The organism is Collinsella sp. D33t1_170424_A12 (genome assembly GCF_015554865.1).
GTDB lineage: Bacteria > Actinomycetota > Coriobacteriia > Coriobacteriales > Coriobacteriaceae > Collinsella.
This window is the reverse complement of record NZ_JADNJJ010000115.1, coordinates 1-14513: the sequence shown is the minus strand read 5'-3', so window position 1 is coordinate 14513 and position 14513 is coordinate 1. Positions and strand designations below refer to the sequence as shown.

Annotated in this window: 6 protein-coding genes; 3 read left to right on the top strand and 3 right to left on the bottom strand. The window is 66.5% G+C overall.

Features of this window, described 5'->3' with window-relative positions; all coding sequences use genetic code 11:
* The 3 genes from I2E26_RS05025 to I2E26_RS05015 form a co-directional block, all read right to left on the bottom strand.
* Positions 1-243: homocysteine S-methyltransferase family protein (locus tag I2E26_RS05025; RefSeq protein WP_195419852.1), on the bottom strand; the 243-nt coding region annotated here is incomplete at its 3' end.
* A gap of 109 nt (positions 244-352) precedes the next feature.
* A complete protein-coding gene (locus I2E26_RS05020; RefSeq protein ID WP_195419851.1) occupies positions 353-1120 on the bottom strand; it encodes a hypothetical protein in 768 nt (255 codons plus the stop codon).
* The gene (locus I2E26_RS05015; RefSeq protein ID WP_195419850.1) at positions 1121-1993 is read right to left on the bottom strand and encodes a methylenetetrahydrofolate reductase; all 873 of its coding nucleotides are present in this window, start codon (positions 1991-1993) and stop codon (positions 1121-1123) included.
* Between the two features lie 333 nt (positions 1994-2326).
* Here I2E26_RS05015 and I2E26_RS05010 point away from each other — a divergent pair, with 333 nt between their 5' ends.
* The 3 genes from I2E26_RS05010 to I2E26_RS05000 all read left to right on the top strand — a co-directional run.
* Positions 2327-7654 (top strand): discoidin domain-containing protein, encoded by a 5328-nt coding sequence (locus tag I2E26_RS05010; protein ID WP_195419849.1) that lies wholly within the window; start codon positions 2327-2329, stop codon positions 7652-7654.
* Between the two features lie 111 nt (positions 7655-7765).
* A complete protein-coding gene (locus I2E26_RS05005) occupies positions 7766-12784 on the top strand; it encodes a glycoside hydrolase N-terminal domain-containing protein (protein ID WP_195419848.1) in 5019 nt (1672 codons plus the stop codon).
* A gap of 440 nt (positions 12785-13224) precedes the next feature.
* A partial coding sequence (locus I2E26_RS05000) for a glutamine synthetase III (RefSeq protein ID WP_195419847.1) occupies positions 13225-14513 on the top strand: 1289 nt, incomplete at its 3' end.

Here is a 14513-nt window from a genome sequence, read left to right as displayed (position 1 = left end):
GACCTCGGATCCCGCCGCTACGTATGCGGCATGGATGCGCGTGATGGCATCGGGATCGCTGAGGCACAGCAGTTCGGGCAGGGCGCCGGCGGCCAGGCCGGCGGCCTGCAGCATGGTGCCCATGCCGCCGTCGAACAGCAGGTGGCGACGGCCTTCGAGCGCCGCGCGCAGGTCGGCATCGGCGATGCGGATGCTATCGAGGGTGCGTGGTGCCGTGGGGACATGATGGGCGTAGATGGGCATGGGGGGGTCCAATCGGGGACGGGGTGGTGGATGACGGATGGCCGGCGGGCCGAAGGCCGGTGCCGGGAGAGGGCGCTGCCGCGCGCGGCGATGGCCCGCGCAGGCGGGGCTAGCCGTAGCAGACGAGGCCCCGGGAGCGGAACGGGCACGCGTTGGATTGCCGGCAGATGGCGCAGCTCGGGCGCGTGTCCGCATCGCTGGCGGGCCCGTCGAACAGACCTATGAGCGCGGTGACGCTCTTGCAGGGAACAAGCAGGCTGGACGGCGTGGGCGTCACGCCAAGCAGCCGTGCGGCGTTGAGGGCGTCGAGCAGCGACGGTTGCGAATCGAGCGGGCAGTCGCCGTATCCGCAGCTAAAGCGCCAGTTGGTAGAAAGCCCGTGCGCGCTGCCCACGGAGCGGATGCGCGCCTCCAGGGCGTCGACGGCGTCTTCGACATAGGCCGAGCAGGCCGCGTCGTATAAGGTGGCCGCCAGCGGATCGCTCGCGCTCAGGGCGCGCATGCGCCGCTCAGTGCCCATCCCGAGGGTGCAGCAGAGCACGGCGCAGCCGACGGCGTCCTTGAGATGGCGGAAGATATCGCGCCCGCGCAGCTCGATGCCGCTGTCTACAAGGTGGATGCACGGCGTCCCGTTCGCGTCGACGCCGGTCGCATCCACGCCGAACGTGCGAAGCACCCCGGCGGGCCGGGCGTCCGCGACGGCGAGCTCGGCGGCTTCATCGATGCGCGCGGCAAGGTCTGGACCGAGTTGCTGACCGGTGTAGCCGAGGTAGCGCAGCATTTCCGGTCGGTTCAGTTTGGGCAGCTCGTCTGCGCTCGGCTTCCAGACCATGGACGCGTGCAGCTCGCTCGCGGCTCGGGCGGTGCCGGCGCCCATCTAGCGTCGCAGCGCGCTCATGGCGGCGCGTGCCACATCGAGGCGGTTCATGGTGTAGACGTGGCAGCCGTCCACGCCGTGCGCGGCGAGGTCCTCGAGCTGGCGGCACGCGTACTCGATGCCCGCGGCGCGCAGGCTCGCGGGATCGTTCTCGTAGCGGGCCAGCAATTTGATAACGGGCGAGGGGAGCGAGGCGCCGCACATGAAGACCATGCGGGTGATCTGCTGCTTGCTCATGAACGGCATGATGCCGGCCGTGATGGGAACGGTGATGCCCGCGGCCGCCGCGCGCTCGCGGAAGCGGTAGAAGTATTGGTTGTCGAAGAACAGCTGCGTGACGAGGAAGCTCGCCCCGGTGTCCTGCTTCTGCTTGAGGCGCTGGATGGAGAGGGCGGGGTCGTCGCATTCGATGTGGCCCTCGGGGTATGCCGCGGCACCCACGCAGAAGCCGGCGTCGACCAGCGCGGGGATGATGTCCTTGGCGTAGCGGTAGTCGGCGCAGCCCGGTCCGGTGGGCGCCCCATCGGGGACGTCGCCGCGCAGCGCGAGCACGTTGCGGATGCCCGCGCCGCGCATCTCCTCGATCTTCGCGGCGAGGTCGGTGCGCTTCAACGAGATGCAGGTGAGGTGTGCGACGGACGGTATCTGCAGCTCGTCGTTGATCATGCGGGCTATGTGCGTGGTGGCGGCGTTATTGCCCGATCCGCCGGCGGAGTACGTCACGCTCACGAAATCGGGGGCGAGCGGTGCGAGCGCATGGGCTACCTCGCGGGCTCGCTCCAGCGAAAGCTCTCCTTTTGGCGGAAACATCTCGAACGACACCGGTAGGGTGCCGTCGTGCTGGGCGCGTTCGAATATCTGCGCGATCGTCATATGAAATCCCCCTTGTGCGACATGTGCAGTCCACTATAGCGCAGCAGCCTGATCGGCCCGGCGGGCGACAGCCTACGATACAGGTTGGTTACGAATGCCCGTCCGCTCGGTTGGCCGCGCGCCGCTTTCCATCAGGGTGCACCCGTCGCCCATCCACCCGTTCTGAACTGGCATTATGATAGTGATACCAATGTTGAAGCAATGTACCGTTCGCCGTTTAATGGGTTGCGTTTGCCATGTAACCGGTGGGTTGGTGTGCTGGTTATGGCATGCTGCCCCTTATATATGGCGAAGCTATGCGTCGATATCGAGTCGATGCTAGAAGGAGGTTGCATGACTACATTGCACACCCAGAATCGCCCTGAAAAGGGAGTGCGGAACACGCGGAAGCGGCGTGTTCTGTGCGCGGCGCTCGCGGGCGCCCTGGCGTTTGGCGCGCCCGCTACGGCGGCCATCGCCGCGGGCCTCGCTCCGTCGGTGCGCTCGCAGTCGACCACGCAGATGAGCTCCAAGCCGGAGGTCGTCTATATCAATAGCGTGGCCGACCCCGCCCAGCGCGTTCAGGGCTTCAACGAGAACTGGAAGTTCAAGCTCGGCGAGGCGTCCGGCGCCAGCGCCGAGGCCTTCGACGATTCCTCGTGGACCGTCGTCGATCTTCCGCACGACTACAGCATCGACCAGGACTACACCAAGACGGGCGAGGCCGAGAGCGCCTACAAGCCCGGCGGTATCGGCTGGTATCGCAAGTCGTTCGAGGTTGGCAAGGATCTTGCCGGCAAGCGGGTTCGCGTTGATTTCGACGGCGTGTACATGGATGCGACCGTGTATATCAACGGCCAGGAGCTGGGCAACCACCCCTACGGCTACACGCCGTTCTCCTTCGACCTCACCCCGTATCTCAAGGTGGGCGAGCAGAATGTCATCGCCGTCCGCGTGAACAACGAGATCCCGTCCTCGCGCTGGTACTCCGGTTCCGGCATGGGCCGCGACGTCGACCTGGTCGTGACCGATCCGGTTCATGTTGCCAAGGACGGCGTGCAGGTAACCACCCCGCAGCTGGAGACCCAGAAGGGCGGCAACGTTACCACGCACCTCAGGACCACCGTCGCCAACGCGGGCGAGAGCCAGGTCGAGGCCACGCTGGTCCAGACCGTCTTCAAGCGCGGCGGCAACCCCGAGCAGGCCATCGGCACCCAGACCACCAAGGTCGCCGTCGAGGCCGGTAAGTCCAAGGCCGTGGAGGCCGACCTCTCCGCTGCCAAGCCCGAGCTGTGGAGCACGGACAATCCCGTTCTCTACACCGTGCGCACCGAGGTGAAGGTGGACGGCAAGACCGTCGACACCTACGATACGGACTTCGGCTACCGCTTCTTCAAGTTCGATGCCGCCAAGGGCTTCTCCCTTAACGGCGAGACCATGAAGATCAAGGGCGTCTGCATGCACCACGATCAGGGCGCCCTGGGCTCCATCTCGACGCGCGACGCGCTCGAGCGCCAGGTCAAGATCTTGAAGGACATGGGCTGCAACTCCATCCGCACCTCGCACAACACGCCCGCCCGCGAGCTGGTGGAGGTCTGCAACGAGCAGGGCATGCTGCTCGACCTCGAGTTCTTCGACGGCTGGACCGCTCGCAAGAACCAGAACTCCAAGGACTACGCGCGCTTCTTCAATAAAGCGATGGGCGAGTCCAAGCTGGTAGGCGCCGAGGCGAACAAGCCCTGGGCCCGCTTCGACCTCGAGCAGAGCATCGCGCGCGATTTCAACTCCCCGGCGGTCATCATGTGGTCCATCGGCAACGAGATGACCGAGGGCACCGACGCCGGCGTGCCGCAGTTCCAGAAGGTTCAGAAGGACCTGATCGACTGGGTGAAGGCCGCCGACGCCACGCGTCCGGTCACCACGGGCGACAACCAATATAAGAACAACGGGAACACGGCGCTCAACCCGCAGGGCATCGCCGATGCCAACGGCATCGTGGGCTTCAACTACGCCGATGGGGGCGTGTACGACAAGGCCCATAACGAGCACCCCACCTGGAATCTGATCGGCTCCGAGACCGCCTCGGCCATCAACAGCCGCGGTGTCTACAACACGCACGGCAAGGATAACGCCGCCCAGCAGCTCACCGCCTATGACTACAGCGCGGTTGGCTGGGGCCACGTTGCCTCCCAGGCGTGGTACGACGTGCTGACCCGCGACTTCATGTCCGGTGAGTACGTGTGGACCGGCTTCGACTATCTGGGCGAGCCCACCCCGTGGAACGGCATCGACGCCGGCGCCAAGGGCACCTGGCCGTCGCCCAAGAACTCCTACTTCGGCATCATCGATACAGCCGGCCTCCCCAAGGACTCCTACTATCTGTATCAGAGCCTGTGGAACGAGGACCTCAACACCCTGCACGTCCTGCCCGCATGGAACGGCGACGTGGTGAAGAAGGACGGCCAGAACAAGGTCGACGTCGTGGTGTACACCGACGCTCCGAAGGTCAAGCTGTTCTTCACGCCCAAGGGCTCCGATCAGCGCCAGCTCATCGGCGAGAAGTCCTTCACCACGAAGACCACCAAGGACGGTCTGTCCTACCAGATGTACGAGGGCGAGGGCGCCTATACCGGTAGGGACATCCATCGCAACCTCTACCTCACCTGGAAGGTCCCGTACGCCGACGGCACCATCACCGCCGAGGCCTACAACGCCCAGGGCGAGAAGATCGATACCACGAAGTGGCAGGGTCGCCAGAGCGTGACCACCGCCGGCCCCGCCGCCAAGCTCAAGGCCGAGGTCAACCGCGAGGGCATGACCGCTAACGGCACCGACCTCGCCTACGTCACCGTGAGCGTGACCGACGCTGCCGGCAACCTGGTTCCCAACGCTGCCAACAACGTGAAGTTCGAGGTTTCCGGCGCCGGCAGCCTTGCCGGTATCGACAACGGCAACTCCCCCGATCACCAGTCCTATCGCGACAACAACCGCAACGTGTTCTCCGGCCAGCTCGTGGGCATCGTCCGCGCTGGCGAGAAGGCGGGCGACGTCACCGTCAAGCTGAGCGGCAAGGGCCTGGAGACCCAGACCGTCGCCATCCCCGTTGCCGCCGCCGCGGATGCGCCTGCCGCCAAGACCGCCGACAGCCTTCTGTTCGCGCGCTATCACTATGTGAAGACCGGCTCTTCTCTCGAGCTTCCCAAGACCGTTCAGGTTCGCTACGTCGACGGCACCTCTGCCGACAAGGCCGTGGCCTGGGATCAGGTGCCCGCCGACAAGCTCGCTGCCCCCGGTAGCTTTACCGTGAGCGGCACCGTTGCCGACACCGATGTTCGCGCGACCGCCGTGGTCACGGTTGTCGACGACATCGCGGCGCTGCTCAACTACTCCACCACGGTGAGCAAGGGCGCCACGCCGGTGCTGCCCGATTCGCTTCCCGCCGTCATGTCCGACGGAACCGTGCTGAGCGCCAACTTCCCCGTGAAGTGGACCGAGCCCGAGGCCGGCACCTACGACAAGGCGGGCACCGTCGAGCTCACCGGTACGTCCAACGTCTTCGGCAAGGATGTGACCGTTACCGCGTCTATCCGCGTCCAGGAGGAGACCATCACCATCGGCGGCAATATCGCCAAGGATGCGATGAAGATCGCGCAGAGCGTGCCCGAGAACAAGCAGAGCGACACGCTCATGGCCATCGTCGACGGCGCCACCGATCCCGGTGCCAATACCGACGGCGGCAAGAACCCGACCCTGTGGTCGAACTACGATTACTCGCAGGACGGCAACAAGACCGCGAGCATCACCTTCGAGTACGCCACGCAGCAGCGTTTCGGCCAGTTCAAGGTCATGTTCGCCAAGGACAGCTGGTCCGCCCGCTTCCCGGCTGACAACACCACGAAGTTCGAGGTGTCCGAGAACGGCAAGGAGTGGGCCCCGCTGACCGTTACCGAGACGCGCGGTGAGGCCCAGGGCAACAAGCGCCTCTATACGTATGACTTCGCCCCCGTGACCGCGACGTTCGTGCGCCTCACGGTGACCAACGCCGACGAGACGCTTTCCGGCCGCAAGCCCTGCACCGCGATCACCGAGGTCGAGCTCAACACCGCCCAGGGCAGCTTCACGACCAACGCAACGGCCAAGCTGGCCTCCCTCAAGGTGAATGACCGCGTCGTGCCCGACTCGGCGCTCAAGCAGGGTAGCTACAACACGCCCGCCCAGACCGCCAAGGTGGAGCCCGTCTCCGCGGACAACGCTGCCGTGACGGTGCTTCCCGCCCATGATGGCAAGGTCTTGATCATCATCGAGTCCGAGGACCATCAGGCCCGCAGCACCTTCACCATCAACCTCGGTGCTCCCGAGACGATGGATCCCGCGGACGACTCGCGCGACTATCCGGTCGACAAGATCGTGAACAAGGAGACCGGCAGCGTGCACGAGCCCGCTTCGGGCAACGAGGGCCCGCTGGCCTTCGCCTTCGACAAGAACAACGACACCTACTACCACTCCCACTGGACGGCTACCACGCTCGACAACCTGTGGGTGACCATGGAGCTCGAGGAGCCCACCGCTATCGACGGCCTGCGCTATCTGCCGCGCTCCGCCAACAGCGGTAGCCACAACGGCACCATGTTCGGCGCCAAGCTGCAGTACAGCGAGGACGGCAAGACCTGGAAGGATGCCGGCAGCGCCACCTGGCCCTCGCCGGAGGAGTCCGGCTACACGCGCGACTGGAAGCTTCTGCAGCTCGCCAAGCCCGTCACCGCTAAGTACTTCCGTCTCCAGGCTACGGCCACCTATGCCGACGGCGGCCGCAACAACGCGTTCCTGAGCGCGGCCGAGCTGCGCCTCACCAAGGCTGCCGCCAAGCCCGCCACGGACATCGCCAGCGATGCCGTGTCCATCGAGGTTCCCGCCTCGGTGACGGTGGACCGCGTCGACGCCCAGCACCCCGTTGACGCCTCCCAGGTGAACGTCGTGGTCAAGCACGGCGACAAGACCCTGGAGAACGGTGTGGACTACACGCTCGAGTTCGCCGACAACACCGCTGCCGGCACCGCCAAGGTGACCATCAACGGCATGGGCGCGTATACCGGCTCCGTCGAGCGCTCCTTCGAGATCAAGCTCGCCGAGCCCGTGCTCGAGGGCATCGCCGTGAAGGCCGCGCCCGCCAAGACCATCTACAAGGTGGGCGACAAGCTCGATCCCGCGGGCCTCGTGCTCGTTCTGAGCTTCTCGAACGGAACCACCCGCGAGGTGGCCTACGGCTCCGACTCCGCTGCGGCCTTCTCCTTCGTCCCCGCGCTCGATACGGTGCTCGACCAGGAGAATCCCGCGCTCGAGGTCACCGTTGCCTACGAGGGCAAGACGGCCGTCTTCGATGTTCGCGTCGAGAAGGCCGAGGACCCCAAGCCCGAGCCCGGTCCCGACCCCAAGCCCGATCCCGAGCCCAACCCCGACCCCGAGCCCGAGCCCAAGCCCGAGCCTAACCCCAACCCGACGCCCACTCCCGATCCGGAGCAGCCGGGCGGCGGCAGCCAGGGTGACCAGGGGAACCAGGGTGCCAACGGCAAGCCCGGCACCAACGGCGGTCTTGTCCAGACCGGTGACCCGGCGGGCATCGCCGGCATCATCGCCATGGGCGGCGCTGCAGCGCTCGTTGCCGCGCGCCGTCGTCGTCGCTAGCCGACAGCTTTGATACGAGGGAGAGCGCTGCAGCAAGCGCCCTCCCTCGTTTTGTATCTGCGCTGCCCGCGGGCATGCGCTCATGAGCATCACGAGAGAATGGACCCAACCATGTGGAACGGTCGAACATCAAAGGGGGCGAAGCGCCCGCTCGCAGCCGCCGCGATGGCGGTGCTGGCGGCGACCGTCGCCCTGCCGGGCGTAGGTTGGGCGGCATCGCGCATCGTCGATGCCGCCGACGTCACGGTGAACGCGGTGACGCTGGGCAACCCGCTGCGCCTGCGCTACGACGAGTCCGCGTCTGCGGCCGGTGACGCCGCGGGCGACGTGTGGGCGAAGCGCACGCTGCCCATCGGCAACGGCGATATGGGCGCCAACGTGTACGGCGAGGTGCAGACCGAGCACCTCACCTTCAACGAGAAGACGTTGTGGACGGGCGGCCCCAGCGATTCGCGCAAGAATTACAACGGTGGCAACAACGCCTCGAAGGGCGATAACGGCCGCACGGTCAAGCGCATCCAGCAGCTCTTCGCCGAGGGTAAGAACGAAGAGGCCGCGCGTATGTGCGACCAGCTCATCGGCGACCAGGCGGGCTACGGTGCCTACCAGGCCTGGGGCGATATCTACCTCAAGCATACCGATGTCAAGGCGTCCGGCGCCACGGGCTACGAGCGCTCCCTCGACCTGCAGACCGGCGTGGCGGGCGTCGAGTTCGAGCAGGGGGGCAAGCGCTTCTCGCGCGAGTTCTTCGCCAGCCATCCCGACAAGGTGCTGGTGGGTCGCCTCGAAGCCGCCGGCAAGGCCGGCGTGAACGTGGAGATCAGCTTCCCCTCCAAACAGCCGGGCGCGCGCGTCCAGGCTTCCGACGACCAGATCACCATGACGGGCCAGGTGCAGGATAACCAGCTGCAGTACGCCGCGGTCCTGAAGGTGGTCGCAACCGGCGGCAGCGTGAAGGCCCAGGGCGACAAGCTCGTGGTGTCCGGTGCCGACGACCTTGCGTTCTACGTTTCCGCCGCCACGGATTACAAGAACGACTACCCTGTGTACCGCACGGGCGAGAAGGCCGACGCCCTGCTCGCGCGCGTGCAGAAGATAGCCGACGATGCGGCCGGGCGCGGCTACGACGCCGTTCGAGCCGCGCATGTGGAGGACTTCACCGCCCTCATGGATCGCGTCGAGCTCGATCTGGGCTTTGACGGCGCGGTATCCGACCGCATGACCGACGACCTGCTGGCCGCCTACCGTAACGGCTCGGCCAGCGCCGCCGAGCGCCGCCAGCTTGAGACCATGCTGTTCCAGTATGGGCGCTACCTCACGCTGGGCTCCTCGCGCGAGGACTCGCAGCTGCCCAGCAACCTGCAGGGTGTGTGGAATGACAGCAACGCGCCTATGTGGGCGTCCGACTACCACATGAACGTCAACCTGCAGATGAACTACTGGCCCACGTACTCGACGAACCTGGCCGAGTGCGCCACGCCCCTTATCTCCTACATCGATTCGCTGCGCGAGCCCGGCCGCGTGACCGCCGCCATCTACGCCGGCGTATCCACGCCCGAGGGTGATACGCAGGGCCAGGGCTTCATGGCCCACACGCAGAACACGCCCTTCGGCTGGACCTGCCCGGGCTGGCAATTCCAGTGGGGCTGGTCGCCCGCGGCCGTGCCCTGGATCCTCCAGAACGTCTACGACGCCTACCGCTACAGCGGCGACGTCGAGCTGCTGCGCCGCGATATCTACCCCGCGCTGCGCGAGGAGGCCCAGCTCTACAGCAAGACGCTCATCAAGGACGAGAACGGCAAGTACATCTCGTCTCCCGCGTACTCGCCCGAGCAGGGTCCGCGCACCGCAACCAACACCTATGAGCAGGTGCTCGTGTGGCAGCTGTTCCACGATGCCATCGAGGCCGGCAAGCTGGTGGGCGAGGACGAGGCCGTGCTCGCCGTGTGGCAGGACCGCTTCGACAACCTGCGCCAGCCCATCGAGATCGGCGCCGACGGCCAGATCAAGGAATGGTATATCGAGGAGAAGTTCAACAAGGACGCCGCCGGCAACACGCTGGGCGAAGGCTACAACCATCGCCACATCTCGCACATGCTGGGCCTGTTCCCCGGAACCCTCGTGTCCCAGGACACGCCCGAGTGGTTCGAGGCCGCCCGCACGTCTATGAACCTGCGCACCGACTCCAGCACCGGCTGGGGCATGGGCCAGCGCATCAACACCTGGGCACACCTGCGCGATGGCGACCGCGCGCTCAAGCTCATCGGCGACCTGTTCCGCAGCGGCATCTATCCCAACCTGTGGGACACGCATCCGCCGTTCCAGATCGACGGCAACTTCGGCGCCACCTCGGGTATCGCCGAGATGCTGCTCCAGAGCTCCGGCGGCTACATCGACCTGCTGCCCGCCCTTCCGCGCGACTGGGACCACGGTAGCGTGTCGGGCTTGGTGGCGCGCGGTGACTTCGAGGTGTCCATGGAGTGGGCCGCGGGCAAGCTCGTGACCGCCGATATCACCTCGCGCGATGGCGGCGTGGCCACGGTGAACGTGAAGGATGCGGCGCTCGCTACCGTGACTGACGCTTCCGGCGCGCCCGTTTCCGTGAAGGCTATCGCTGCCGACCGCATCAGCTTCGACACCGAGGCCGGTGCCACCTACCGCATCTCGCAGGTTCCGTCGGTCGAGCGCCCCGCGGCCCCGCAGAACGTGGCCGTCGCCCGCACGGGCGAGGGCCAGGCTACCGTGAGCTGGGACGCCGTTGCCGAGGATGCGACCTATATCGTCGAGCGCCGCGTGGATAACGGCGATTGGACGCCCGCGGGCAACGCGCTTGCCGCCACGAAGCTGGTGGACGATGCCTGCCCGATGGGCTTCGGCGTGGTCGAGTACCGCGTGACGGCCATCGTGGCCGGCCTTCGCGGCGATGCGAGCGCTCCCGTGGCGTTGCCCGAGGTGGGCGCCGTGTGCGAGGCCCTGGGCCGCGTGGACGACCAGGATCCGGCCGTGGCCTATAGCGGCGCTTGGGCCAACTGGAACAACACCACCGACGGCAACTATGCCAACACCATCAAGTACCTGCAGAACCCCACGGGTACCGAGACCGCCAGCCTCACCTTCCGCGGCACGGGCATCGAGGTCGTCACCGTGACCAACAACGACCGCGGCTACTACGAGGTGAGCATCGACGGTAAGGTCGTGGCCGAGCGCGTCGACACCTACTCCGCCACCAGCGTTCGCCAGAAGACCGTCTATTCCAAGACGGATCTGGAGCCCGGCGTGCATACCATCGTGCTGCGCGCCACCGGCGCCAAGAACAGCGCCTCTTCGCTTGCCAAGGTCGAGCTCGATGCGTTCAACGTGATCGATGCGTCGGCCAAGCCGGTGACTGCTGTGACCGTGCGCTCCGCCAGCGGCATGACCACCCTGGCTCGCAGCGCCTCGACGCTGCAGATGGTGGCCGACATCAAGCCCGCCGATGCCCGCGTCGCCGACCTGAGCTGGTCGGTGGCGCCCAAGAGCGGTAGCGCCACGGGAGCTATCACCGCCGACGGCCTGCTGACGGTGCAGGGCGAGGGCGTGCTCACGGTAACCGCCGCATGCGGCGATGTGGCCGGCTCGATCGACATCACGGTGGCGCCCGCGGGCACCGTGTCCACGGCGGTGGAGGACTGCAAGGGCACCCCGCCGGTGGACGCCCGCGGCACCCTGAACGACGACCCGCGCCTTACCTGGACGGGTGGCTGGTACAGCTGGGGCGAGGCCGGGCACCACGGCGGCTCCAAGGGCGAGAGCAACGCGCTGGGCGATTCCGTGACGCTGCGATTCGACGGCACGGGTATCCGCGTGTACTCCGCGCGCAACGACGACAACGTGGCCTTCAAGGTCGAGTTGGATGGCGCGGTCGTGGAGGAGGCCCTGTCGCTGGGCGGCGCTGATCAGAAGAACGTGAAGGTCTTCGAGAAGCTCGGCCTGGAAAACGGGCCGCACACCATCAAGCTCACGTCGGTCGCCCGCGCCGGCGCAGGCCAGAACAAGTCCAACGTGGACTGGTTCGAGATCATCGCCCCGAGCGATGCCGCCGATAAGACGGAGCTCCAGGCACAGATCGAGGCCGGCTCCGGTCTGCTCGAGGGTGCCTACACGCCCAAGAGCTGGGACGTCTACGCCAAGGCGCTCGACGCTGCGGTGAAGGCCATGAACGATTCCAAGACCACTTCGCAGGCGGCGGCCGAGCACGCGGCGGCCCTGAAGGACGCTCGCGAGCAGCTCGTCGAGGTGGATGACGCGTCTATCGAGGTGGACACCTCGGCTAAGATCAGCTTCCGCGCGGTCGAGTCCCGTGCCGTGTTCGCCACCTGGGGCGCGGTGAAGGATGCGGCGAGCTACCGCGTGCGCGTCTACCAGGCGAGCGCCGAGGGCGAGCCCGTGGCCGAGCTCGTCGTCGACGGCGCCGCCGCACGTGCGAAGGGCCTGTCGCCCGAGACCGCGTACGTGCTGCGCGTGGATGCCCGCAACGCCCAGGGTCGTGTGATAAAGCGCATCGAGGGCGCCTTCGACACCTTGCCGTCGGCGTCCGCGGATGCCCTGGCGGCGCCGACCAGCCTCGCCGTGAAGTGCAGCGCCGAGGCGGGCAAGGCCCTGCTCACCTGGGATGCCGTCGAGGGCGCCGCGCGCTACCGCGTCTATGTGAACGGCGTCGAGCGCGGCGTTTCGCAGACCGCTTCGGTCGAGTTGTCCGGCCTGCAGGAGGGCATGCTGTACTCGGTGAAGGTCGTGGCCGGCACCGATGATGGCGCGATGTCCCTGCCGGGTGCGCTTGCGTTTACCTACGATGGTCCGCAGCAGCCCGACCCCGAGCCGGAGCCGAACCCGGGCCCGAAGCCCGACCCCGACCCCGAGCCGAATCCGGATCCGAAGCCCGACCCCGACCCCGAGCCCGATCCGGGGCAGCCGGGTGACGGCAACCAGGGTGGCCAGGGCGGCCAAGGTAGCCAGGGTAACCAGGGCGCCAACGGCAAGCCCGGCTCCAACGGCGGCCTTGCCCAGACCGGCGATCCGGCGAGCATCGCCGGCCTCATCGCCATGGGCGGCGCGGCAGCGCTTGTTGCCGCACGCCGTCGCCGTCGTTAGCCGATAGCGCGAGCAGGCGGGGGGAGAGCGCGATAACGCGTTCTCCCCCGCTTTTGTTTTGGAGCGACGGTGAGGAGCGTTCCGATGTCGCATACAAGGGCGTTTTGGAGGAGACGGAAGAGTGTGCCCAGTCGACCGCGCGGCGCGCCTCTTGCATTGCGGAGGCGTGGTTGCCCTTGTGCCCCGCGCCCGCCCCATCACAGGAATGCGGGTCTGGCAGCGTACGGGACGTTGGAAGATATCTGACGTCGCACGTTGTCAATTGTTGTTTAAGAACGGCTCCGCTATGCTTAAGCGAATGCACTCTGTTGGGAACGCGCCTGCGTGTGAACCGCGGCGCCCGGTGTAGGCCGGCGGGGAGCGCATCCGTAATGACCGTTCGTCAGGGAGCGGCGTCCTGCGACGCTGCGTCCGTCGCTCCATATGAAAGGGAACGCCCTATGGCTGATCTTACCGAGCGCTTTGGAACCATGGTCTTCTCGGAAGACGAGATGAAGCGCTGGCTGCCCAAGGATGTGTACAAGAAGCTCGCCAGGACCATCGAGGAGGGGGAGCCGCTCGACCTCGACGTGGCGAACGCCGTGGCTCACGCCATGAAGGAATGGGCGCTCCTGCACGGTGCCACGCATTACGCGCACTGGTTCCAGCCGCTCTCGGGTATCACCAGCGAGAAGCATGACAGCTTCCTCGAGCCCAACCACGACGGCACGGCCATCACCAAGTTCTCGGGCAAGGCGCTCATCAAGGGCGAGTCCGATGCGTCGAGCTTCCCCAACGGCGGCCTGCGCGCGACCTTCGAGGCGCGCGGCTACACGGTGTGGGACGCTACCAGCCCTGCATTCATCAAGGACGACGTTCTGTGCATCCCCACGGCGTTTTGCTCCTATACCGGCGAGGCGCTCGACAAGAAGACCCCGCTGCTGCGTTCGATGACCGCGCTCGACATCCAGGCCAAGCGCGTGCTGGCGCTCTTTGGCAAGCACCCCAAGAAGGTCGTCCCCAACGTCGGCGACGAGCAGGAGTACTTCCTTATCAAGAAGGAGGCGTACCGCCGCCGCCGCGACCTGGTCATCACCGGCCGCACGCTGTTCGGCGCCGCGCCCGCCAAGGGCCAGGAGCTCGAGGAGCATTACTTCGGCGCGATTCGCCCCACGGTTTCGGCCTATATGAAGGATCTTGACAACGAGCTGTGGGCGCTGGGCATTCCGTCCAAGACCAAGCACAACGAGGTCGCTCCCTGCCAGCACGAGCTCGCGCCCGTGTACTCCGAGCTCAACGAGGCCGTGGACAACAACCTTCTCATCATGGAGAAGATGAAGCTCATCGCCAGCCGCCACGACCTGGTGTGCCTGTTGCACGAGAAGCCGTTCGAGGGTATCAACGGCTCGGGCAAGCACAACAACTGGTCGCTCGGCACGGCCGACGAGAACCTGCTGGAGCCCGGCGACACGCCCGAGGAGAACCTGCAGTTCATCGTCTTCCTCACCGCCGTCATCGAGGCCGTGGACAAGTACCAGGACCTGCTGCGCGCCAGCGTCGCAAGCTGCGGCAACGACCATCGCCTGGGCGCGGGCGAGGCGCCGCCGGCCATCATCTCGATCTTCCTGGGCGACCAGCTCACCGAGGTCGTGGAGATGATCATGGACGGCGAGGCTTCCGTTCACGCTACCACCGACACGCTCGACCTGGGCGCCGTGGTGCTGCCCAACCTCGAGCAGGACAACACCGA